At 55.5% G+C, this 23,394-nt stretch carries 18 protein-coding genes; 6 read left to right on the top strand and 12 right to left on the bottom strand.

The features are described from left to right. The first annotated feature begins 5 nt into the window (after window positions 1-5). Window positions 6-2,492 carry a trimethylamine-N-oxide reductase TorA gene (torA, locus tag MJ923_RS03555; RefSeq protein ID WP_240589922.1) on the top strand — a complete coding sequence of 829 codons (2,487 nt, stop codon included), beginning with the start codon at window positions 6-8 and terminating at the stop codon, window positions 2,490-2,492. After that, window positions 2,492-3,178, top strand: a complete 687-nt coding sequence (gene torD, locus MJ923_RS03550) for a molecular chaperone TorD (protein ID WP_240589921.1) — start codon at window positions 2,492-2,494, stop codon at window positions 3,176-3,178. Before torA ends, torD begins: the two co-directional genes overlap by 1 nt. Before the next feature lie 133 nt (window positions 3,179-3,311). On the opposite strand, the gene torS is transcribed toward torD, so the two are convergent. Further along, window positions 3,312-6,233 carry a TMAO reductase system sensor histidine kinase/response regulator TorS gene (gene torS, locus MJ923_RS03545; protein WP_240589920.1) on the bottom strand — a complete coding sequence of 974 codons (2,922 nt, stop codon included), beginning with the start codon at window positions 6,231-6,233 and terminating at the stop codon, window positions 3,312-3,314. A gap of 55 nt (window positions 6,234-6,288) precedes the next feature. On the opposite strand from torS, the gene torT reads away from it, so the two are divergent. Further along, entirely contained in the window at window positions 6,289-7,326 is a 1,038-nt protein-coding gene (torT, locus tag MJ923_RS03540) for a TMAO reductase system periplasmic protein TorT (RefSeq protein ID WP_240589919.1), read from the top strand. On the opposite strand, the gene torR is transcribed toward torT, so the two are convergent. After that, entirely contained in the window at window positions 7,316-8,026 is a 711-nt protein-coding gene (gene torR / locus MJ923_RS03535) for a two-component system response regulator TorR (protein ID WP_126166111.1), read from the bottom strand. The two genes, torT and torR, sit on opposite strands and share 11 nt — an antisense overlap. A gap of 204 nt (window positions 8,027-8,230) precedes the next feature. On the opposite strand from torR, the gene MJ923_RS03530 reads away from it, so the two are divergent. Further along, on the top strand, window positions 8,231-8,602 hold the full coding sequence (locus MJ923_RS03530; RefSeq protein ID WP_240589918.1) for a PilZ domain-containing protein: 372 nt from the start codon (window positions 8,231-8,233) through the stop codon (window positions 8,600-8,602). 52 nt (window positions 8,603-8,654) lie between these two features. On the opposite strand, the gene radA is transcribed toward MJ923_RS03530, so the two are convergent. Beyond that, the gene (gene radA, locus MJ923_RS03525) at window positions 8,655-10,019 is read right to left on the bottom strand and encodes a DNA repair protein RadA (protein WP_240589917.1); all 1,365 of its coding nucleotides are present in this window, start codon (window positions 10,017-10,019) and stop codon (window positions 8,655-8,657) included. A 104-nt stretch (window positions 10,020-10,123) separates the two neighbouring features. Between radA and MJ923_RS03520 the strand changes: the two genes are divergently transcribed. Next, window positions 10,124-12,514: a PilZ domain-containing protein gene (locus tag MJ923_RS03520; protein WP_240589916.1), complete on the top strand. Its 2,391-nt coding sequence runs from the start codon at window positions 10,124-10,126 to the stop codon at window positions 12,512-12,514. On the opposite strand, the gene MJ923_RS03515 is transcribed toward MJ923_RS03520, so the two are convergent. Both MJ923_RS03515 and serB read right to left on the bottom strand, forming a co-directional pair. Beyond that, window positions 12,497-13,471 (bottom strand): alpha/beta fold hydrolase, encoded by a 975-nt coding sequence (locus MJ923_RS03515; RefSeq protein WP_240589915.1) that lies wholly within the window; start codon window positions 13,469-13,471, stop codon window positions 12,497-12,499. The genes MJ923_RS03520 and MJ923_RS03515 overlap by 18 nt on opposite strands. Before the next feature lie 114 nt (window positions 13,472-13,585). After that, the gene (serB, locus tag MJ923_RS03510) at window positions 13,586-14,536 is read right to left on the bottom strand and encodes a phosphoserine phosphatase SerB (protein ID WP_240589914.1); all 951 of its coding nucleotides are present in this window, start codon (window positions 14,534-14,536) and stop codon (window positions 13,586-13,588) included. Window positions 14,537-14,613: 77 nt separating this feature from the next. Between serB and MJ923_RS03505 the strand changes: the two genes are divergently transcribed. Continuing rightward, on the top strand, window positions 14,614-15,342 hold the full coding sequence (locus MJ923_RS03505) for an AhpA/YtjB family protein (RefSeq protein ID WP_240589913.1): 729 nt from the start codon (window positions 14,614-14,616) through the stop codon (window positions 15,340-15,342). Between the two features lie 100 nt (window positions 15,343-15,442). On the opposite strand, the gene deoD is transcribed toward MJ923_RS03505, so the two are convergent. The 7 genes from deoD to MJ923_RS03470 form a co-directional block, all read right to left on the bottom strand. Continuing rightward, on the bottom strand, window positions 15,443-16,153 hold the full coding sequence (gene deoD / locus MJ923_RS03500) for a purine-nucleoside phosphorylase (RefSeq protein WP_126166104.1): 711 nt from the start codon (window positions 16,151-16,153) through the stop codon (window positions 15,443-15,445). A 94-nt stretch (window positions 16,154-16,247) separates the two neighbouring features. Further along, a complete protein-coding gene (locus MJ923_RS03495; RefSeq protein WP_240589912.1) occupies window positions 16,248-17,474 on the bottom strand; it encodes a phosphopentomutase in 1,227 nt (408 codons plus the stop codon). A gap of 12 nt (window positions 17,475-17,486) precedes the next feature. Next, on the bottom strand, window positions 17,487-18,818 hold the full coding sequence (gene deoA / locus MJ923_RS03490) for a thymidine phosphorylase (RefSeq protein ID WP_240589911.1): 1,332 nt from the start codon (window positions 18,816-18,818) through the stop codon (window positions 17,487-17,489). Window positions 18,819-18,964: 146 nt separating this feature from the next. Continuing rightward, window positions 18,965-19,738 carry a deoxyribose-phosphate aldolase gene (gene deoC / locus MJ923_RS03485; RefSeq protein ID WP_240589910.1) on the bottom strand — a complete coding sequence of 258 codons (774 nt, stop codon included), beginning with the start codon at window positions 19,736-19,738 and terminating at the stop codon, window positions 18,965-18,967. A gap of 347 nt (window positions 19,739-20,085) precedes the next feature. Further along, a complete protein-coding gene (locus MJ923_RS03480; RefSeq protein WP_240589909.1) occupies window positions 20,086-20,889 on the bottom strand; it encodes an outer membrane protein OmpK in 804 nt (267 codons plus the stop codon). 302 nt (window positions 20,890-21,191) lie between these two features. Further along, on the bottom strand, window positions 21,192-22,451 hold the full coding sequence (locus tag MJ923_RS03475; protein WP_240589908.1) for a NupC/NupG family nucleoside CNT transporter: 1,260 nt from the start codon (window positions 22,449-22,451) through the stop codon (window positions 21,192-21,194). A gap of 176 nt (window positions 22,452-22,627) precedes the next feature. Further along, window positions 22,628-23,392, bottom strand: a complete 765-nt coding sequence (locus tag MJ923_RS03470; RefSeq protein ID WP_240590243.1) for a TatD family hydrolase — start codon at window positions 23,390-23,392, stop codon at window positions 22,628-22,630. Window positions 23,393-23,394 lie beyond the last annotated feature (2 nt).

The raw sequence follows: 23,394 nt of genomic DNA, 5'->3' as shown, positions 1-23,394 counted from the left end.
GTCAGATGAAAAGACGTGATTTTTTAAAAGGCCTGATGTCAGCCTCCTGTATGGCCATAGGCTCCACCAGCCTGCTGAGCCCATTGAACGCACTGGCCGCGCCCCGCGGCCGTGACGAGTGGCTTACCACCGGCAGTCACTTCGGCGCCTTTAAAATTCGCCGTAAAAACGGCGTGATTGCCGAGGTTAAACCCTTCGAGCTGGACAAGTATCCAACGGATATGATTAACGGCATCAAGGGCTTGGTGTACAACCCTTCCCGTATTCGCTATCCCATGGTCAGGCTCGACTTTTACAAGAACGGCCACAAGAGCAATACCGCCGAGCGGGGCGACTTCCGCTTTGTGCGGGTGACCTGGGATGAAGCACTTGAGCTTTTCAAAGCGTCGCTGGACGAAATCCAGACCAAATACGGCCCGAGCGGCCTGCATGCCGGTCAAACCGGCTGGCGCGCCACCGGCCAGCTGCACTCGTCCACCAGCCATATGCAGCGCGCGGTAAGCATGCATGGTAACTTCGTGAAGAAAATCGGAGACTACTCCACCGGCGCAGGTCAGACTATTCTGCCCTATGTGCTGGGCTCCACCGAGGTGTATGCCCAGGGCACTTCCTGGCCGCTTATCCTTAAAAACACCAAGACCCTGATTTTGTGGTCAAACGATCCGGTGAAAAACCTGCAGGTGGGCTGGAACGCCGAGACCCACGAGTCCTTTGGCTATCTTGCTGAGCTGAAAGAAAAAGTCGCCAAAGGGGAAATTCGGGTTATCAGCATCGATCCGGTGGAAACCAAGACTCAGGCTTACCTTGGCTGCGAGCGGCTATATATCAACCCCCAGACCGACGTGGCCATGATGCTCGCCATCGCTTACGAGCTGTATCAGCAAAAGCTGTACGACGCCGAGTTTGTGAAGAGCTACAGCCTGGGATTTGAGGACTTTTTGCCTTATCTGCTTGGCAAAACCGACAACACTCCCAAGACGCCTGAGTGGGCCGAAGCCATTTGCGGCGTAAGCGCGGCAACCATTCGCGACCTCGCCAGGGTGATGGTGAAAGACCGCACCCAAATCATGATGGGCTGGTGTATCCAGCGCCAGCAGCATGGCGAGCAGCCATACTGGATGGCGGCGGTGCTGGCCACCATGATAGGTCAGATTGGTCTGCCGGGCGGTGGCATCAGCTATGGTCACCACTACTCCAGCATCGGCGTGCCTGCCACCTCGGCGGCAGCCCCCGGCGCCTTCCCCCGTAACCTCGATGAAGGCAAAAAGCCGCTGTTTGACAGCAACGACTTCAAAGGCGCCAGCAGCACCATTCCGGTGGCGCGCTGGGTGGATGCCATCCTTGAGCCCGGCAAAACCATCGACGCCAACGGCAGCCGGGTGACTTACCCCGATATCAAGATGATGGTGTTCTCGGGCAACAACCCCTGGAACCACCATCAGGACAGAAACCGCATGAAGCAGGCGTTCCAGAAACTGGAAGCCGTGGTCACCATAGATGTGAACTGGACCGCCACCGCCCGCTTCAGCGATATAGTGCTGCCCGCCTGCACCACGCTTGAGCGCAACGATATCGACGTCTACGGCAGCTACGCGAGCCGCGGCATTCTGGCGATGCACAAGATGGTGGAGCCGCTGTTCGACAGTCTGTCCGACTTTGAAATTTTCACTCGCTTCGCCGCCATCCTCGGCCGCGAGCAGGAATACACCCGCGGCATGAACGAAATGCAGTGGATTGAGCACCTGTACAACGAGTGCCGTGAGGCCAACAAGGCCAAGTACCCAATGCCGGATTTCGCCACCTTCTGGAAAGAGGGTTATGTGCACTTTGGTGAAGGTGAAGAGTGGACCCGTCACGCGGATTTCCGCGCCGACCCGGAAATCAACCCGCTTGGCACCCCATCGGGCCTGATTGAGATTTTCAGCCGCAAGATTGCCGCCTTTAACTACGATGACTGCCCCGGCCACCCCATGTGGATGGAGAAAAAGGAGCGCAGCCACGGTGGCCCCGGCAGCGACAAGCACCCGCTGTGGCTGCAATCCTGTCACCCGGACAAACGCCTGCACTCACAGATGTGCGAAAGCGAAGAGTACCGCGCCACTTACACAGTTAAGGGTCGCGAGCCTGTGTATATCAGCCCCGAGGATGCCAGGGCCCGTGGCGTAAAAGACGGTGATATAGTGCGGGTATTCAATGACCGCGGCCAACTGCTCGCCGGCGCTGTGATTTCCAAACGCTTCCCCAAAGGCGTTATCCGTATCCACGAAGGCGCCTGGTATGGCCCTGTGGGCAAGGATGGCAGCAAAGAAGGCGGCAGCGAAATCGGCGCCCTTTGCTCTTTTGGTGACCCAAACACCCTGACCATGGACATTGGCACCTCCAAACTGGCGCAGGCCTGTGCGGCCTACACCTGTCTGGTGGACTTTGAGAAGTTTGAGGGCAAACTGCCCCAAGTCAGCTCATTCACAGGCCCTGTGGAGGTAACACTGTAATGACCAGATCTCATTCCCCAATGGCTGAAACAGACGTTATGGCCGTTAACGAAATGAATGCCGTGCGCGCCTCGGTATGGCAGCTCCTGAGCTCACTCTTTGCCAAAGAGCTAAGCACTGAGCGCATTGCCGAGCTTGCCGCCGCGGCCGACTTTTGGCAGGCATTCACTCAGGAAGCTGAGCTTGAGGTTGCTGCGGCGCAAATCCAGAATGCGCTGATTGAAGCCAGCCTAGCTCATAGCGACAATGCCCGTCTGGAGCTTGCTGCCGACTTTTGCAGCACCTTTTTGCAAAATGCCGAGCACTGCGCCGCGCCCTACGCGAGCCTGTACCTGGGTGAGGATATTGGGGATGAGCAGGACGAAGACAAGGCTCAGGCCAAAGGTCTGTATGGTGAAAAACATCAGCTGATGAGTGATTACCTGCGCTCGGCGGGCCTTGGGCTGGCAACGGAGTTTCGTGAGCCCAGCGATCATCTGGCGGTTATTCTCGCGCTGATGGCCCACCTGTGCACATCGGCAAGTGTTGAGAGTCAGCGGGCGTTTCTTGAAAGCGCCATTTTAAGCTGGCTGCCTGAGTTCAATGCAAGGCTTGGTAAGCTTAAGCTTGAAAGCCCGCTCTACGGTGCCCTTGGCGACTTTACCCTTGCCTGGGCAAAGCTCGATGCTGAGATTTTGCGTGGCTGAACCGCATTTCTCTGTTCTGTCGCGCTGGTCTGTCGCTGGTCTGCCGCAGATCACTTAGCCAGTCGCCGACCATTGAACCAGCCCAGAAGCCGGGCTGGTTCAATCATTGGGCTTAATCATTCATTGAGCTTAATCAATCGATTGCATTAAGCCAATCGGCCAACGCCTGCAACGACGACTGCCACAGCGCTTTGAGTTCTGGCAGGCGTTTTTCTTGCCACTGGGTTTGTGTTATCTCGCTGCGCTGCAGCGCCTTTTCCAGCTCAGCCGCTGTCTGTGCCAGTGTCGCCAACCCCATGCTGGCACTGGCGCCTTTTAGCGCATGCAGACGTGTTTGGCGCTCATGCAAAGCCACGCCCCGTTCAAAGGCCGCAAACTGCGCCTTGCTGGAGGAGCTAAACTGCTGCGCCATCTCATCAAGGGTCTCACGGCCGAGAATATCCAAATCGAGCTCAAGCTGTTCGGTATTTAACAAATCGAAGCGTGAAGGCTCTGGGCCGCTGGTAACGCTTTGCGCCGGGCTGATGGGTGGCACTTGTGTCTGTTTCATTTGTGACAGTGACGCTTGCGTCTGAGAGGCATCTCCCAGCCACTGCCCCAGAGCCGCCAAATTAAGCGGCTTGGCAAGCACAGTTTCTATGCCCGCCTGCTGATAGTCCGCCACCGCATCAATATCGACCTGCGCGGTAAAGGCCGCGACCGAGATACCCTCTGGCAGCGATGGCAACAGGCTGCGACCATCACCGTCCGGAAGCTGCATATCCAGCATCAGGGCATCGAATGGCTCTGTGGCCAGCAGCAGCCGCGCCTCAGCCAAATCCCGTGCCCAAGACACCTCATGGCCCAGGGTAGCGAGATAGCCACGAGCCACCAGCGCATTCACCTTGTTATCTTCAACCAGCAGTATCCGCCTGGGCGATGCCGCCTCAAAGGACTGAACCACCGCCTCGGCCGGGGCTGCGCTGTGAACCAAAGGCAGACTGAAACTGAAACGACTGCCAACACCCAGCTCACTTTCAACCCGAATGCCACCCTCATTGCCGCTGCCAGGCTCCTGGTCCGCTGCGGACATCAGGCTCACCAGCTCGCGACTGATGGCAAGTCCAAGGCCGGTGCCACGGGCCCTGCCCTGCACATCGCCAGTCTCATAGGGAATAAAGAGTCGCCGCCGGGTCGCCTCGTCCATACCCACGCCGGTGTCGGTCACGCTGAAAACAAGTCGTTGGCCCTCAACACTTACCTGCAATACCACAGCGCCATGCTCAGTAAATTTGATGGCATTGCCCAGCAGATTGAGCAGCACCTGCCTGAGTTTGGGGCCATCGAGGCTCACGTATTGCGGCACATCGGGCGCCAGCAGTTCAAGCCTGAGCCCGGCAAGGCTGGCACCGGCCAGCATCAGACTCATCACTTCATCCAGCAGCCGTGGCAAGTCCACAGGGGCGGGTTGTGACTTGAGCTGGCCTTTTTCGAGCCTTGAAAAATCGAGAATGTCTGATAACAAAGTCTGCAAGAGCACGGCGCTGTAGCGTGACAGCCCCAGTAACTGATGCTGGGGCTCGGTGAGGCTTTTATCCTTATCAAGAAGCTCCAGGGTGCCCATTAACCCATTGAGCGGCGTGCGAATTTCATGGCTCATGGTGGCAAGGAAGCGGCTCTTGGCCTGACTTGCGTTTTCCGCAGCCTCCCGGGCACTGGCAAGCTCGGCGGTCCGCTCTATCACCTTCACTTCCAGCGCAGCCTTATGGCTGGCAAGCTCGCGGGCACTTTCTTTGAGCTCGTCAGACAGCTCCTGATTGCGAATGGTTTTGGCCTTAAAGGCCTCGATGGCCTCCGCCATGGCGGTCAACTCATCATCGCCGAGGGGGTCGAGACTGATATCGGTATTGCCCCGCGCCAGACTGTGCATGGCGGCAGTGGCTTCGCCGAGGCGCACCGCAATGCCTTTGTAAATCACCCGGTACGACACCAGCAGAATAAGCAACAACATGGCAAAGCCGGTGCCCCACAGCCCCACACCCGCCCAGGATAACTGGCGCAGATAATCGGTGCGGGCCTCAAGCGCCTTGGCACCCTGGGTTTGCAGCGCCCGGTCGAGGCGCTGGCTCAGACCAAACAGCTTATCCTGCAGCAGTTGCTGCAATGAATTGGCCGAGCGGCTGGCGGTAAGAAACTCTGCTCTGAGTTTCAGCATCTCCCCCACCCCCAGCAAACGCCGGGTTTCTTGTTCGAGTGAGGCCTGACGCCCAGGGTCACGCACCAGCTGGCTAACACGCTTGAGTGGCCAAAGACCGCTTTCCAGCGCGCCATCAGCTGTGCTATCCCCAGCTCCCTCTCCAAGAATATCGCCAAGGGGCAGCCCCGAGTCTGTGCCTTCATCGGCAAGCTCGGCCACCAGCGCAATGCGGTTGATAAGTGACAGAGCGCGCTGCAACTGGCTTTGAATATCAAGCTCTGTTTCTATGATGTCATCGAGTAAACGGGCGCTGCGCCCCTGCCCGGCCTGCTGCGGATACGCCTGACTGAGTTTCGCCAGAATAGCCGCATCCACCACCGCCAGCTCGGCCTGAACCAGTTCTCGGGCATGGGCGCTGGCAATGGCCAGACTGTTGGCCTGCTCGCTCAGCATATTCAAAAGCGCCAGCTTACGTCCTACCCGATTACCAAGCTCAGCCAGACCCGAGACGATATCGCCCGAGTCCCGCCCCAGGGTATTGGCAGTATCGACCCCCAGGCTTCTGAGCTTCTCGGCGGCGCTCAGCAGATTGGCCGTCTCAATGGACAGCTTACGGCCAATAAACTCCCGCTGATTTTCTTCACTGACCCGGGCGAGCAGTTGGGTGTTTTCAGTGAGTGCTGAGGCTGACTGCACCAGCTCGCGGGCGGCATCGGAAGCGGGCAAAGAACGCTCGTAGAGCATGTGGTCGGCCTGTTTGACCCAGTACAGGCTCACCGAACCCAAACTCACCAGCAACAGCAGCAACGCGGCCAGCAGCACAAAGGCCAGGATAAGGCGTCCGGACAGACTGGAGAAGGACAATGAAGGAGGGGTCACAGGCTCACCTATAGCTGATACACTTCGGCTGTGACCATCTTACGGAACTCTTGCCGTGAACATAAGCCCCAGGATCCTTTTACTCTTGATAGCGCTGGGAATTTCCACCGCCGAGGCCGCCCCATGGCAGCTTGAGCAGCGAACGCCCTTTAACGCCATAGAGCAGCGAACCAAGCCACTGCGTCTGACGCCCCTTGGCAGCGCCCAAAAGCCATGGAAGCTGTGTGTGCTGGTACCGCATTTAAAGGATGCCTACTGGATTGGCATTAACTATGGCCTTGCCACTCAGGCAAAAAAACTCGGCGTCAGTTTTGAGATGTTCGAAGCCGGCGGCTATCCCAATCACGACCGCCAGCTGACCCAGCTGGACCAGTGTTTAAGCGGCGAGTTTGATGCGGTGCTGCTGGGCGCGGTTAGCCCTCATTTGCTTAAAAGTTTGCCGGGGGAGCTGAATAAGCCGGTGCTGGCGCTGGTGAACAAGCTGGATGATGCCAGAGTAGGCACCCACATTGGGGTGAATTGGTATCAAATGGGCAGCCTTATCGGAAATGTCATTAAAAGTCGGTTTACATCCAACGCCAGCCTGGCGCTGCTCGCCGGGCCTGAGTCTGTTGGCGGCACCGATCTGGTTGAGCAGGGCATCAGCGAAAGCCTTAGTGGCAGCAAGCTCAGCATTGGTGCTATTCGCCATGCCGACAACAACCGTCATCTGCAGCGGGAGCAGTTGCAGCAGTTGCTTGAAGCCAGCCGTCCCGACGCCATTGTGGGCAGCGCTGTGGCCATTGAGGTGGCGGTGAATCAATTTGGCCAGACGCCTCCGTCCCATCCGATTGTGTTGGGCTCGAGTTATTTTTCCCCCGCCATCGCCCGCGCGCTGCAGCGCGGCAAAATCGCGGTGGCCTGTGACGACAAGGTGGTATTACAGGGCATGGTTGCTGTGGATTTGGCGGTAAGGCAGCTGCAGGGTGATGATGCTTTTGGCGATGTAGGGCCGGCTATTGTGGTCAGAACCCCGGACAACAGCGATGCGCCGGCGCTGGCGGACTCACTGCCGCCAGCCGAGTTTTACCCCGTTTATCGGTTCAATCCCTGACGCTGGCGGCAAACAGGTAGCCTTCACCGTGGACGGTCACAAACAGCTCTGGATTCAGCTTGCCACGCAGGCGACGGATAATCACATCTATGGTGCGGTCATTGGCATCTTCGCTGCGATGACTGGTTTGCTGCATTAAACGCTCCCGCGACAGCACCTGCCTTGGGTGCAGCGCAAACGCCACCAGCAATTCAAATTCCGCCTTGGTGAGCTTAATTATCTCCTCACCCCGGGACAACTTGCGGCTGCCAAGTTCAAGCACGTAATCGTCGAACTCGATTCTGTCATCACCCTCGTCCATGGCGGCCATTGCCTGCTGTTTTGCCTTGGCTACCAGAGAGATACGCCAAAGCAGGTTTTTTACCCGCACCAGCAGTTCGCGCAGTTCAAAAGGTTTGGTGACGTAGTCGTCGGCGCCCATCTCAAGACCAACTATTCTGTCGACAGCTTCATCGCGGCCACTTACCAGAATAATGCCCACCTCAGAGCGACTTCTCAGCTCCCGGGTCAGCGACAGACCGTCGGTTCCGGGCAGATTGATATCCAGCATGATAAGGTCCACATGGGTCAGCGCCAGTTGCTGCCACATGTCATCGCCATTGGCCGCTTCCAGCACCCGATAGCCTTCCTTGCTGAAATAGCCTTTCAGACGGGTGCGAATGACCGCTTCATCATCGACGACCAAGACTGTGTAAGCCATGGGATACCTCCGGGAACTTTGACTGCATCAGTATATTCATATTTTTTCATATTTCATATCTGCCGGGCAGAACTGGGATCAGCACAGCAACCTTGGCCCCGAAATCGCGGATAACATACGGAAAAATCGGTTGCACTCTTTTACAGCCGCAGCCGCATGACTTATGCTTATGGAAGTTTACCCGGCCAGTAGAAAGGACCCACTATGGACGAGAGGCGCAAGTTCTCGCGAATACTGTTTGACACCAAAGCCACCTTGTCCGGTGATGGAATGCAATGGGAAACCCGTATTCTTGACTTAAGCCTGAATGGCGCCCTGCTGGAAGCCCCAGCGGCCTTCGCCCCCGCCAGTGACAGCCTGCTGCTGTCGTTCACCTTGCCCGACTCGGATGTAGAAGTGCAGATGCAGGCGCTGATAGCCCATCAGAAACCGGGAATGATAGGCCTGACCTGCCAGCATATTGATGTGGAGAGCATCAGCCATTTGCGGCGCATGGTGGAGCTTAACCTCGGTGATGCCTCTTTGCTGAACCGGGAGCTGGAAAACTTTATCGAATCACATGAAAAAGGGGACTGAGGTCCCCTTTCTTTTTGCCCCGCAGGTGCAGACTTGCCTGTAAGCACTGCGCTTACAGCGCTGCCAGGGCCTCAGTAAGCTTACCCACACCGATAATTTCCATGCCTTCGGGCGGCTTTTTCGGCACATTGGCTCTGGGCACTATGGCGCGGCGAAAACCGTGCTTGGCCGCCTCAATCAAGCGCTCCTGCCCATTGGGCACGGGGCGGATTTCACCGGACAGACCCACTTCACCAAATACCACCAGATCCCGCGCCAGCACTTCGCCGCGAAAGCTCGACACCATCGCCAGCAGCAAGGTCAAGTCGGCACTGGTTTCAGACACCTTCACCCCGCCCACCACGTTTACGAATACGTCCTGATCCGACATCTGCAGGCCGCCATGGCGATGCATGACCGCCAGTAACATGGCCAGACGGTTGGCATCCATCCCCACCGCAACCCTGCGGGGGTTCGACAGGGCCGAGTTGTCAACCAGCACCTGCAATTCCACCAGCAGCGGCCGGGTACCTTCCCAGACCACCATCACCAGCGAGCCGCTGGACGCTTCTTCGCCGCGGGAGAGGAAAATGGCCGACGGGTTGGCCACTTCTTTGAGCCCCCGCTCGGTCATGGCAAACACCCCAAGCTCGTTAATGGCGCCGAAACGGTTTTTATGGGAGCGCAGGGTGCGATAGCGGCTGTCGGAGTCGCCTTCAAACATCACCGAGCAGTCGATGCAGTGCTCGAGCACCTTGGGACCTGCGAGGCTGCCATCTTTGGTCACGTGGCCAACCATGATCACCGCAATGCCGTGCTGTTTGGCAAAGCGGGTGAGAAACGATGCCGACTCGCGCACCTGGGCCACACTGCCCGGAGATGATTGCACATCACTCATGTGCATCACCTGAATCGAATCCACCACCATCAATTTGGGTTGTTCTTTAAGGGCGATATCGCAAAGGGTTTCGACGCTGGTTTCAGAGAGCATTTTAAGCCGTGAGGTGGGTAGCCCCAGGCGATGGGCGCGCATGGCCACCTGCTGCAAGGACTCTTCACCTGTGACATAGAGCGCGGGCATGACTTCCGCCAACTGGCACAGGGTCTGCAACAGCAGCGTACTCTTACCCGCCCCCGGATGCCCGCCAATCAGAATGGCGCTGCCAGGCACTATGCCGCCACCGAGCACCCGGTCAAATTCTTTAAAAGAGCTCGGGATCCGCGGCAACTCATTGAGATCAATCTGATCCAGCGTTTTTACCTCGGATGCCCCGGCACCGGCGTAACCACTGAAACGACCGCCACGGGCCGGGGTCGCAGCCCCCAGACGCACCTCGGTAATAGTGTTCCACTCCATGCAGGCGCTGCACTGCCCCTGCCAGCGAGGGAAGTCCTGGCCACACTCGTTACACACATATGCGGTTTTATTCTTTGCCATAACTCTCTAAATTTCGTATAAAATTGGGTAAAGCTCCCAGAAAAACGGCCGACAATAGACTAGCAATTCCTTTCTCCGTTGGCACGGCAAAAAGACAAAACTCCATGAGCCTGACCGAACATTCAGCACTGATAGAACAGCTTAAGCCCCTGATGATGGAACCGAACTTTTCCCAGGTGTTTGAGCATCTCACCGAGGGGGAATCCAATTCCACCCGCTTTTTGCTGAAAATGGAGCTGAGCCGCCTCGGCGCCGACTGCACCCGAGTCATCGACTTACGCGACAAATCTGAACTGCCCTGTGAAGAAATTATCATAGGCAAACAAACCCATTTCCTCGATGAACCGGCCAAAAATGCCTTCGAACAGTCCCTCGCCCTGTATCAGGGCAAGTACACCATGGGTGTGTATGAAGAGGTGATGGATGCCCACAGGCGCCGCCGACTGAAGGCCAGAGAAACCCCCAACCAGACAAGCGACAGCGAGAGCCAGCCATTCAGTGTGCCCGGCGTGGTGCTCGGTAATTACTTCAGCCGCACCGAAGAGCGGATGAACTACGCCATGAAGATTCTGGTATCTCAGCCCGGAAGAGAGGAAGTGGCCGGGATCACCGCCGATCTCTCGGTGGGAGGCGCGCGAATTCGTCTGCCCGCACGGCACCCGTTTTCACTGGATTTGCCGCTCAAGGTAAAGCTCACTGAACTCAGTCAGGAATTCTATTACGAAGATCTGCAGCGCGGGGTGGAATATCAAATCGTCAATGCCGAGGGCAACGGTGAGTTTACCTGGATGCGGCTTAAGCGCGTGGGCGGCTCCGACGGCCTCACCGAGATGCTCACCAACCTCATTCGCGGCTATAAGTTCCGTTACAAGGTAGACATCAACGACGTGCTGGTGACGGCAACGGGTCTGGGGTTTGAACGTCACTATCTGCCCCACTTCCCGCACCTGCCGCTGTTTGTCGACTCACGCGGCGAGCGGCCAAAACTAAGCCACATGCTGCTAAGCCCCGATAATCAGGGAATTTTGCATTACTTCCTCGATGAGAACGACGTCAATCAACTCGAGGGGATGCTTACCGCAGGCCGCCTGGCCATGGCGCTCAGGCACCCGGACGATGCCGACCACCGGATGCTGTTTACCTTCACCCACAACGCCAACGGCAAGCTCTATTTTTATTCCGCCACCCTGGCCGAACTGAAGCACCGCAATGAGCGGGAGCTGTTTTTGGGTTTTGGTGCCAGTAAGCCAAGCTGGCGGGTATTCCGTCTTGGCATGGAAGTCATTGATCACGGCAAACGCTACAAGTGTTCGGTGATCCCGGGGGATGCCGAAAACTACTCGGCCCTGACCGAGCAGCAGCTGAGCGGCTTCAGCCATGTACTGCAATTAATGGACTTAACTCAGGAAGAGGCCAGAAGCCAGTATCGCAGCTGGTACAACAATGCCAACGCCAATGCGCTTAAGGTATACGGACAAAAGAAACTGCCCCAAAGCGGTATCAAGCCTGTGTCGCTGGAATTCAGCGAACGGCGCCGCGAAGCCAGATACGCCTTCAAGACCTTGGTGCAGATCCAGCAGGGCGGCCACAAGGTCGAAGGCATCAGCCACGACATTTCCAGCCGTGGCCTGCAGGTCATTCTGGATAACCCAGCCGCACTGGAAGAAGGCAAACCGGTTACCCTGTCGTTGCCCAAGCTGCAATCCATCGCAGGCAAAACCCGCCTCGATGGTCTGGCCTACCGGCTGGTACGCAACCGCAAAGAGGGTATGGTGCTGCACCTTGCCGCCATCGTCGGCCACGAAGTTCATGCCGGGGTTGAGTTTCTGAATAAGCTCATAGTGCACAATCGGGAAAAGCTCGAGCACTTAAGCGAGAACAACAGCGAAATCAAAGATCTTGCCGACGGCATGAAGAATTTGGTGATGAGGCGGCTCTACGGTGTGCCCTTCTTTGTCGAGAAGACCGCCCGCAATCTGGTGGTCAGCCACTTGGGGATCGGCGTTCAGGGCAATGATATCAGCGATATGTTTGCCGCCCTGAGCCAGGAGGCCCACAGCTATAACCTGGCGCCACTGCTGGCCCAGGGTGCACTCAAGCGCGACATTCTTGAGCCAATGCGTGGTATGCGCCCCAACGATGAAATGACCTCAACTGAACTCTTTGTGCAGGTGATCCGTCAGTCCCGAGGCGGCATTTTACTGAAATGCGTGCCGGTCACCGAGGTGGGTGACACAGACGCGCAACTGGCGTTTATCAGGCAAAGCAATCAGTTGGGTAAGTTTATGGCGCTGCGCCTGTACCGAGGCGTGGCAGGAAAGCCCGATAACAGCGCCATTCGCCGTGAACTGGAATACATTCATGTGCATGCGCAGCACAAGGCCAAAGCCCTCGAAGAGCAGCTGTGGCGTATTGTCGGCGTGGGTGAACTGCTGGATGTCAGCGACGAAGTGGTCCTGAGATATCCATCGCTGTGCTCAGACAGCGCCCCGTAACCCTTCCACATCAAACCCCAGCAGCCAGTCCGCCACGGCGCCAAAATGGTCTGAAGGGGCATCCATATGGGTCAGCATTCCGGCATGGTCGTAGTCATGCCGGTAACCGTTGGCCCGCGACAGTAAGGTAAAGCGCGCATCGGCCGCGCAGCACTCGGCCATCATGTCTTTTACATCACTGGGGTTACCAAGCACAGTATCCCGGGCTCCGGCAATAAACCAGGCAGGGGGGATCCCATGGGCCTTGGCAGCCTTTGAATAGTCAAAACCGTCATCATGATCTATCCACGCGCCGCGCACCCAATCGATGCTCTCATTCAGTGACGCCTGGCCTTCATTGTCCATCCCCAACTTCAGCGCATCGGCGGGCAGAAAGCCCTTATGCTTGGCGATGGCCGGTGCCAGACGATTCCAGAACATGTCCACCATGGCCCATTTTTTAAAGGATCTGACCCGGATAGTGCGCTTGCTGCCAAAGGTAAGCAGCGACCGCACTCCGGCTGCCAGTTGTGGATAGCGCACCAGACTGCTTGCCATCAGTACGCCGCCCCAGGAATGGCCACACCAGTGCACGCCCGGCGCGCCGGGATGACGCTCTGAAATAAACTGCTGCGTCAGTGGCAATTGCTCGCGGATCACCTTCCCCTGCCCCGGATCAACGCCCTTTGCCAGCTTGGGACTACTGAGGCCCCGACCCGCCGTATCGAGCACGTAAACCTCAAAGCCGCTGCGGGCAAGAAAGCAGGCAAAGCCTCTGCCGGAGTCGCTGTAAAACACCCTGCCATTGGACATGGCGCCGTGCAGCATCAGCACGGGAGAACGCGAAGGATTAGCCTGAGCCGGCGCTATATGGCGCAGATGCAGCTGGCCACCGTGATAGGGAATAAACAGCGATTGCTGCACAATATCCTGTTGCGGCAATGGCTTGGGTGAAGGGGTAATCTGGGGCTCTGTCATGATGTGAGAAGGTCTGTGCCTGGGCCAATATTCAATCAGGCTAAACCAGAGCACAGACAAAACTCAAGAGTAATTACTCAAACCCCACGACTATAAAAGCCGCGGGCAACGGCATCAGGCCCGGAGCAGGAACGGCAGCACCCGTAAATCCAGCGCCTTGATGGCCGCATCGGCCGCGGCGGCCAACTTGGGTTTGGCATGGAAGGCAATACCAAAATCGGCCCGCTGCACCATGGGAATGTCATTGGCACCATCGCCAATGGCGAGGCGCTGCCCATCGCCAATACCGTATTCGGCACTGAGGCGACTGACCACATCGGCCTTGAAGTTGGCATCAACCACAGTGCCTGTCACCTCGCCCGCAAGCTTGTCATCGACAATCACCAGCTCATTGGCAAAGGCAGCATCCAGCCCAAGAGTCTGTTTAAGATGGCCAACAAAGGGGGTAAAGCCGCCGGAAGCCACGGCGAGACGCCAACCGTGGGACTTAAGCTCGGTCAGCATCTCACTCAGACCTTCCATCAATGGCAGTCGGGCACAAAGATCATCGATAATTCCGGCATCGGCACCGGCAAGTTTAGCGACCCGCTGACGCAGGCTTTGCTCGAAATCAAGCTCGCCCTGCATGGCGCGCTCAGTGACTTCTGCCACGGCTTCACCCACACCTGCCATGGCAGCAAGCTCATCGATACACTCGATTTTGATGGCGGTGGAATCCATATCCATTACCAGCAGCCCAGGCACATTGAGGCGTGCCAAAGCCTGTGGCAGCACAAAGCTTTCAACGCCCTGCATATCGGCAAACACCGCGGTGAGTTTATCTGTGTCGTCACCGATAATTTCTAGCCCAAACAGCGCGTTCTGGCGCTCGAGGGTGCATACGGAAACACAGTTTCCGCCAATCGCGGCAAGCACAGAGTCGGTTAGTGCGGCATCCTGCCATACCAAACGCACACACCGCCCGGCGGTATGGTCTGCCTCCTGATACAGTGCAATCCGGCCTTCGCTGTTGCTGGCCAGGGTTTGCAGGCGGGAAGTCAGCAGGCTCGCTTGGGTGTTTTCCATGGGTTTGGTTTCTCCGGCTATCCGCTTTGAGCCATATCCTTTATGATTAGCGCAAAGGGTCATCTACAAGGGTCAAGGTGTTGTATCTTAAAGGGCTAAAGAAAAGCCAAAAAATCAGCCGACTGCTGCAGATTGCCATCGCATTGGCGCTGCTTGCCGGCCTTGTTCAGTTATGGCAGTCAAGCCTACTACAAGGCCAGCAGCTTCTGAAGTCCCAAACGGAAAAGATGGCCAGATTGTTGGTGCAGCAAACGGCCTATGGCGCCGCACCGGCGTTGCTGCTGCAGAACGATGAACAATTGCAGTGGCTGGCGACTGCTTTGGTGGAAGATCCCAAGGTGATGTCGGCCGCGATTTATGGCGAGCAAGGTACCCGGCTGTCGTTCGCCCAAAGCGTGACCGAAGAGTGGCTGGAGCCTGAATCTGACGAGCTTAAAGCCCTGCTTGCTCCCTACCCACCCTTTGTGGAACCTGTTATTCAGGACGATAAGAATCTGGGTTACGTGGAAGTGCGGCTCGATCCCAAATTGTTTTTGGCGGAAATCGAAGAGGTTCACAAGCTCAATATGGAGCAGCAGCAAATCATGCTGCTGGTAGCAGGCTTAATCGGCATGTTGCTGTCCCGCGCCATGTCTTTCAAACGAGCCCATTTTGACCGCCGTAAGTTCCGGGCCAAGCGCCATCTGGCCACCATGACAGGCGAACTGCCAGCGCAAGATTCACCGCAGCAGAAAAGTGCAGAGTCTGATAATAAGCAGGATAATGTCGCGGCGGATGAAGATAGCGCGCGGCAGGCAAAGGGATAAACCGGCTCAGGCTTAGCACCGCTTGTGGGTGCATAAAATAGAAAAGGCTCCCCAGGGAGCCTTTTTCAATACCACGGCTTAACCGCCGCAGCGTACCGGATTACAGATTGATAGCTGCATCCAGAGTCATGATGATCATGTCGTTGAAGGTGGTCTGACGCTCATCAGAGGTAGTCTTTTCACCGGTACGGATGTGATCAGATACGGTTACCACACACAGAGCTCGGGCACCGAACTCGTGAGCCACACCGTACAGACCAGCGGCTTCCATCTCAACGCCCAGAACACCCATCTTCTCCATCACGTCGAACATTTCTGGATCTGGAGTGTAGAACAGGTCGGCAGAGAATACGTTACCAACGCGGGTCTGGATACCATGAGTCTTGGCAGACTCAACCACAGCGCTCAGCAGGCTGTAGTCAGCGATAGCGGCAAAGTCCTGGCCTTTGAAGCGCAGACGGTTCACCTGAGAATCGGTACAGGCGCCCATACCGATGATCACGTCGCGCACTTTAACGTCGGTGCTGATGGCACCACAGGTACCTACGCGGATGAGGTTCTTCACGCCGTAATCTTTTACCAGCTCAGTGGCGTAGATAGAGCAGCTTGGGATACCCATGCCAGAGCCCATCACGGAGATGCGCTTGCCTTTGTAGGTACCGGTGAAGCCCAGCATGTTACGAACGTCGGTTACCTGCTCAACGTTTTCGAGGAAGGTTTCGGCAATGTACTTGGCACGCAGTGGATCGCCTGGGAAAAGTACGGTTTCTGCAAATGCACCTTCAACGGCATTAATGTGTGGTGTAGCCATCTGTATAACCCCTGTATTTTTGTTTAAGACTTAAGTCTTTGATAATAGGCGACTCAAAGGAAGTCGCCAAAACGAAACTTTTTCAGCCCTGTGCTTACTTTGCAGCTTGCACGAAGGATTCGCCATACTCCATCGGACTTAATCCGAAGTAGTGGGCAATAGACTGACCAATATCGGCGAAAGTGCCGCGCTTACCGAGGGAGCCCGCCTTGAGACCGGCGCCATACGCAAGCACTGGCACGAATTCGCGGGTGTGGTCGGTACCCTGCCAGGTTGGGTCACAGCCGTGGTCAGCGGTCAGCAGCAGCAGATCGCCTTCTTCCAGCAGCGCCATCAATTCAGGCAAACGGGCATCGAAGTATTCCAGCGCCTTGGCATAGCCGGATACATCGCGGCGATGACCGTAGTGGGAGTCGAAATCCACGAAGTTGGTGAACACAATAGTGTTGTCACCGGCCTGCTTGATTTGCTCAAGCGTGGCATCGAACAAGTCTTCCAGGCCTGAGGCCTTCACCTTCTTGGTGATACCGCAGTGGGCGTAAATATCGGAAATCTTACCCACGCTGACCACATCGCCACCGGCTTCTTTAAGCTTATCCAGCACGGTTTTTGATGGTGGCTCAACCGCATAATCGCGACGGTTGCCGGTACGGGCAAAGTCACTTGGGCCTGTGCCAACAAACGGACGGGCAATCACGCGGCCAATGTTGTATGGCTCCAGCTCTTCGCGGGCGATTTCACACAGGCGATAGAGGTTCTCAAGCCCGAAGCTTTCTTCGTGGCAGGCAATCTGGAACACGCTGTCGGCAGAGGTGTAGAAAATCGGCTTGCCGGTTGTCATGTGTTCTACGCCGAGCTCTTCCAGAATGGCAGTACCGGAGGCGTGGCAGTTACCCAAATACTCGGTTAAACCGGCACGTTCGAGGATTTTGTCAGTCAGCTCTTTCGGGAACGAATTGGTGTGGTCGCTGAAATAGCCCCACTCAAACAGCACGGGCACACCGGCCATTTCCCAGTGACCACTCGGGGTGTCTTTACCTGAGCTGAGTTCCTGGCAGTGGCCGTAGGCACCTATGATATCGACGTTGTCGCCAAAACCGGCAGCGAAGGCGCCTGTGGCTTCTTTGGCGGCATGGGCCAGACCCAAACGGCTTAAGTTTGGCAACTTGAGTTCGCCGTCACGACCTACGTTGGCCTTGCCCTCGGCACACATCTTGGCGATGTGGCCAAAGGTGTTGGAACCCACGTCACCGAACTTGTCGGCGTCATCTGCTGCGCCAATGCCGAAAGAGTCCAGCATCAGAATAATGGTACGTTTCATAACTTGTTCCCCTTACAGATCTTCAGCGCGTACGTACTGATAGATCTCAGGTGTTTTCTCGGGTTGCTTGTCGGCAATCTCGATGGCGCTTCGAACGGCACGGGCCGCTTCTTCGAAGGCATCTTCCGACTGAGCATGAATAACAGCCAGCGGTGTCGCCTTGTCGATGGTCTGGCCCAATGCACACACATTGGACAAGCCCACGCTGTAATCCAGCGCATCACCAGGCTTGCGACGACCACCGCCCAGAGTCACTACGGCGAGGCCCAATTCACGGGTCACCATACTATAGGCAAAGCCTTCACGTTCTGCATAAACCGGGCGCACTATGGCAGCCTGGGGCAGATACTTATCGTAGCTTTCCACAAAATCAGTTGGGCCACCCAGACCGGACACCATCTTGCCGAAGATCTCGGCGGCGCGGCCGTTATCCAGCACCGCATTGAGCTTGGCGCGGGCCTCGGCGCCATTGGCAGCCAGACCACCGAGCACCAGCATCTCGGCGCACAGGCCCATGGTGACTTCATAGAGTCTTGGGTTACGGTACTTGCCGGTCAAAAAGTCGACCGCCTCTTTCACTTCCAGCGCATTACCGGCGCAGGAAGCCAGCACCTGATTCATGTCGGTGAGCAGTGCAGTGGTCTTGGTGCCGGCGCCATTAGCAACGGCGGTAATAGAGCGCGCCAGTTCCAGTGAGGCTTCATAGGTCGGCATAAAGGCGCCGCTACCCACTTTCACGTCCATCGCCAGCGCATCCAGGCCTGCGGCCAGTTTCTTTGACAGAATCGATGCAGTGATAAGGGAGATAGACTCGACAGTGGCTGTGTTGTCGCGAATTGAATAGAAGCGCTTGTCGGCAGGTACCAGATCGCCGGTTTGACCGATAATGGCCACCCCAGCTTCTTTCACTACCTTACGAAACAGCTCGCTTGAAGGCTCAGTTTGGTAGCCTGGAATGGCATCAAACTTATCCAGGGTGCCACCGGTATGACCCAGACCCCGGCCTGAAATCATAGGTACATAACCGCCACAGGCGGCCGCCATGGGGCCAAGCATCAGCGAAATCACATCGCCAACACCGCCGGTGCTGTGCTTGTCGATAACCGGGCCATTAAGGCCAAGGCTGTCCCAGTTGAGCACTGTGCCGGAATCACGCATGGACGTGGTCAGCGCAATGCGCTCGTCCATGGTCATGTCATTGAAATACACCGCCATACCCAGCGCGGCAATCTGTCCTTCGGATACGCTGCCATCGGTAATCCCTTTCACGAAGAACTGAATTTCTTCTTTGCTGAGGGCATCACCGTTGCGTTTTTTGCGAATAATCTCTTGTGCCAGAAACATACTGCTGTCTCCAAGAATGTCGGTGGCTTTCAGTTTCCACCGACGATTCGTCCTCTGGAACGCCGAAACTGTAAAAATATTACAGACTCATATTAGCCAAAGATGAAGCTTACCGTTTCGACGCGGATCACAATTCAGACCAGGGCTTAGTAACCTTGGGCGCCTTTTGGTGCTTCTGCCAGCTCCAGGGTGTGCAGCAGGCTGCCAAGCAGGCTGGAAGCACCGAAGCGGAAGGTACGTGGAGTCACCCAATCTTCACCCAGAATGCGGGCAGCGGTGCCCAGGAACTCGGCAGCAGCAGCGGCATCACGCACGCCACCGGCAGGCTTGAAGCCCACGGCGCGGTTCTTTTCGGCAATCACGGTCAGCATGATTTCAGCCGCTTCCAGGGTGGCATTCACAGGCACTTTACCGGTAGAGGTCTTGATAAAGTCAGCGCCGGCATCGATAGAGATTTCAGAGGCCTTGCGGATAAGGGCTGGGTCCTTCAGCTCACCGGACTCGATGATGACTTTCAAAAGCACATCGTCACCGCAAGCTTCTTTACAGGCTTTCACCAGTTCAAAGCCGACAGTTTCGTTGCCTTCCATCAGCGCGCGATATGGGAATACCACGTCCACTTCATCGGCACCGTAAGCTACCGCGGCACGGGTTTCCAATACGGCAATGGCGATGTCGTCATTACCGTGGGGGAAGTTGGTCACAGTGGCAATCTGGATATCGTCAGCATCAAGCTCAATCAGCGTCTTGCGTGCGATAGGAATAAAACGGGGATAGATACAGATAGCGGCAGTGTGACCTGCTGGGGTGACGGCCTTTTTGCAAAGCTCGATGACTTTCTCTGCAGTGTCGTCATCGTTCAGCGTGGTGAGGTCCATCAACTCAATGGCACGCTGGGCTGCTTTTTTAAGATCGCTCATAGTTGTTCTCCGAGACGTAATTCAAATGAAACAGAAATAATGTCCAGGGCAACGCCTTGAGGGTGGCGGATTGTTTGAATAATTATGGCCGGGCCTTCAGGCGGTGCCTTATGCCGAAAGGGCATAGTTACAGGTATTCAGTGTCGATAATAATTATCACGACTTGAATCCTTGAAGACCGGAAAGGGGAAACTGACTGTTTCTGCTTTCCGCGAAAAATCCCTTTTAACGCGAGAGCTCACAAACCTTACTTAAACATGCTCTTGGGGATAAAACCATGCTTGAGTAAAGATTAAGACCTAAGCATTAAGCGTGGAGCCGTGCAGCGCACGGCTCCAACAGTACAATTAGAAGTTGTACTTGGCAGTGAAGATAGCTGCGTCGTGGTAAGCAGCAGTGCCCAGCTTGTGATCAGCGTAGCGATACTGCAGACCGAAGGTCAGCTCTTGAGTGGCGTTCCACCACAGAGATACAGCACCGTTCTGACCGGTAGACTTCAGCTTGTACTCAGTACCGTTGTAACGGAACTGGTCTTCGCGAGCGAATTCAGTTTCGTGCCAGTTGGTAACCATGAACTTCTGGCCAAAAGCTTCGAAGTTGTAGCCCAGTACCCAACCAGCCATGTAGCCGTTGAAGCCTGAACCGGCGAAAGTTTGGTTTTCGTAGTGTACGCCCAGGAAAGGCTTGATCCAGAAGCCAGAATCGGTGAATACGTCGTAGCTCACACCCACAACCAGGTTCTGGTCAAAGAAACCGTCTTCTGCAACAGTCAGGCTGTACAGGTGAGAGTAAACGTTCCAGTTGCTGCTACCGATGTTGGCAGCGATAGAACCTTTGGCAGCAATACGGAAAGAGTTGGTAGTACGGCCGTCAGCACCAGTGCTGTCGTTGATGTTTTCTGGGTTTTCCAGATCGATGAAGCCGTATACGTCACCCCAAGAGTAACCAGCACCACCTTCCAGTTCCAGATAGATAAAGTCTTCTTTGGCGCCACCGTAACCGTTGTTAGAACGATCTTCTGCTTTAGCGGTCCAGTCCAGGTAGTTCACGGACATGTTAGAGAAACCGTAGAACTGTTCGGCCTGAGCGGTACCGGCAGACAGAGCAGCAAAAGTAGCGGCGGCAACAGCCATCATTTTAACGTTTTTCATCATCAACCCCATTTATCTAGGTATTTGCTGCCTTTGGCAGCGTTTTTGTTTTGCCCGCGTATTCTACCTTTCCCGTGCGAAAGCACAATAATTTTGGCAGTAAACGCGAACACAAAATTCTTATTTGTGAACAAAGTCGTGAAACGACCCCTTATCCCAATTAACCTTTTTAACAAGCGGCTTACTTTGGGACCCCACGGAAGTGTAGAACACGGTGGGAAATGATTCAGACTTTATTCTTTGGAAAATGGTTGAATTAACTGGGGTCCTGCCCTGATAACAGGACCCCGGAGGCACTACTGTTACAGCGCCAGGAACAGACCTGCGAGAGTCGCGCTCATCAGGTTAGCCAGAGAACCGGCGATAACGGCACGGATACCCAGCTTGGCCAGATCGTGGCGACGGTTAGGTGCCATGGCACCCAGACCACCCAGCAGAATGGCGATAGAAGACAGGTTAGCGAATCCACACAGTGCGAAGGACACGATAGCCTTGGTACGGTCAGACATCACAGCACCGGTTTCGGCTACTACAATACCGCCGTCAGCGATGTCCTTCAGGTATGGAGCAAAGTTCAGGTAAGCTACGAATTCGTTTACAACGATCTTCTGACCGATGAAAGAACCAGCAACCAAAGCTTCGTTCCAAGGTACACCAATCAGGAACGCCAGAGGCATGAAGATGTAACCGAGGATCAGCTCGAGGGTCAGACCTTCAACACCGAACCAGCCACCTACACCACCGATGATACCGTTGATCATGGCAATCAGACCCACGAAGGCAATCAGCATGGCGCCTACGTTCAGGGCCAGGTGCATACCGGAAGAAGCACCGGCAGCGGCAGCGTCCAGAACGTTGGCTGGCTTATCAGGATCTTCTGGCAGCTCGTCCATGTCGTTCTTAGGCGCTTCAGTTTCAGGGTGCATCAGCTTGGCCATCAGCAGGCCACCTGGAGCGGCCATGAATGATGCAGCTACCAGATACTCAATTTTAACGCCCATAGAAGCGTAACCAGCCAGTACAGAACCCGCGATAGAAGCCAGACCGCCCACCATGATGGCGAACAGTTCAGACTGAGTCATGGTTGGGATAAATGGACGTACAACCAGCGGAGCTTCGGTCTGACCTACGAAGATGTTCGCAGTAGCAGACATAGACTCGGTACGGCTGGTACCCAGTGCTTTCTGCAGACCACCACCGATGATACGGATAACCCACTGCATTACACCCAGGTAGTACAGTACAGCGATCAGAGAAGAGAAGAAGATGATTACTGGCAGTACGTTGATGGCGAAGATGAAGCCAACTTTGAACTGTGCCAGATCACCGAACAGGAAGTTGATACCGTTCTGGCCGTAACCGATAACAGCAGACACACCGTCAGAAACTGACTTCAGGATGTCTTTACCCCAAGGTACGTACAGAACGAAACCACCGAAGGCAGCCTGAATTGCGAGGGCGCCACCTACGGCACGAACGCTGATTGCCTTTTTGTTATTGGAAAGGAGGAAACCTATTCCAAGTAGGACTGCTACACCTACCAAGCTCATTAATATACTCATTAACCATCACCCTTTTGTTAACACTTTTTAGTTATGTTGTTAACCAACCTATTTCCGAGCAAAATTATACCTTAGCCTTTGCTGAAAATCGTCGTTTTGATCAAATTTTTGAACTTAAATTTCAACTGCTTAGCAACACATCTCATTGCGACAAACACCTGTTTAAGTGAAAAAACCTACAGCTCAAACAGTTGCGTCACATTGGCCAACAGTCGTTCTGATATTAGAACATTGGATTTTTTTTGCAAATGGGCCATTTTGGTGATGATTTGACCAATTATCAGCGGGGAATTACGCCGTGAGACTGAGTTTTTAGGGGCCATAGCCGGGGAATCTGTCTCGCAAATGAAACTTTCTATCGGCAATTGAGCCACCACTTTATGCAGCTTTACTGCATCATCATTCAAAAGAAGTCCACCAATACCCAATCGATAACCAAGCTCAATATAGCGTTTGGCGATTTCCACGCTGCCATAAAAGCCATGGATCACCCCGGAGCGTGGCAGCTTATAGCGTGCAAGCAGCGCCAGCAGCTCATTGTGCGCCTTCACGCAATGCAAAATCAGCGGTAAGTCAAGCTCAGCAGCCAGAGCCAGCTGCGCCTCCAACAGCGGCATTTGCCACTGCCAATTCTCGTTTTTATGTTTATCAAGCCCGCACTCCCCTATCGCCACCAGCCGCTGTTCGCCTGCCAGACCATAAAGCCGGGAGCGGAGTTCAGCCATCTGTGGCTGCCATTGCGAATTCGCCCACCAGGGGTGAATGCCGAGGCTAAAAGGGCAGTCAAACTGCGCCGCAACATCCAGCTGTTTATCCCAATGTGCAGGTGACACCCCGGGAATGAGACAGCGCCGAATATTGGCAGCATGCATGGCCGCAAACAGCTCTGCCCGGTCGTCATCAAACTCGGCAAAATCCAGATGTGCATGGCTATCAACAATGT

It is taken from the genome of Shewanella zhuhaiensis, assembly GCF_022484835.1.
GTDB classification, from domain to species: domain Bacteria; phylum Pseudomonadota; class Gammaproteobacteria; order Enterobacterales; family Shewanellaceae; genus Shewanella; species Shewanella khirikhana.
This window is presented reverse-complemented; position numbering and strand designations above follow the sequence as displayed.

Coding starts and splice junctions, on each gene's coding strand:
- deoA (WP_240589911.1), bottom strand. CDS start 18,818: ATGTTTCTGGCACAAGAGATTATTCGCAAAAAACGCAACGGTGATGCC.
- MJ923_RS03530 (WP_240589918.1), top strand. CDS start 8,231: ATGGACGAGAGGCGCAAGTTCTCGCGAATACTGTTTGACACCAAAGCC.
- deoD (WP_126166104.1), bottom strand. CDS start 16,153: ATGGCTACACCACACATTAATGCCGTTGAAGGTGCATTTGCAGAAACC.
- serB (WP_240589914.1), bottom strand. CDS start 14,536: ATGGAAAACACCCAAGCGAGCCTGCTGACTTCCCGCCTGCAAACCCTG.
- radA (WP_240589917.1), bottom strand. CDS start 10,019: ATGGCAAAGAATAAAACCGCATATGTGTGTAACGAGTGTGGCCAGGAC.
- deoC (WP_240589910.1), bottom strand. CDS start 19,738: ATGAGCGATCTTAAAAAAGCAGCCCAGCGTGCCATTGAGTTGATGGAC.
- torA (WP_240589922.1), top strand. CDS start 6: ATGAAAAGACGTGATTTTTTAAAAGGCCTGATGTCAGCCTCCTGTATG.
- MJ923_RS03520 (WP_240589916.1), top strand. CDS start 10,124: ATGAGCCTGACCGAACATTCAGCACTGATAGAACAGCTTAAGCCCCTG.
- MJ923_RS03495 (WP_240589912.1), bottom strand. CDS start 17,474: ATGAAACGTACCATTATTCTGATGCTGGACTCTTTCGGCATTGGCGCA.
- MJ923_RS03515 (WP_240589915.1), bottom strand. CDS start 13,471: ATGACAGAGCCCCAGATTACCCCTTCACCCAAGCCATTGCCGCAACAG.
- torD (WP_240589921.1), top strand. CDS start 2,492: ATGACCAGATCTCATTCCCCAATGGCTGAAACAGACGTTATGGCCGTT.
- MJ923_RS03480 (WP_240589909.1), bottom strand. CDS start 20,889: ATGAAAAACGTTAAAATGATGGCTGTTGCCGCCGCTACTTTTGCTGCT.
- MJ923_RS03475 (WP_240589908.1), bottom strand. CDS start 22,451: ATGAGTATATTAATGAGCTTGGTAGGTGTAGCAGTCCTACTTGGAATA.
- torR (WP_126166111.1), bottom strand. CDS start 8,026: ATGGCTTACACAGTCTTGGTCGTCGATGATGAAGCGGTCATTCGCACC.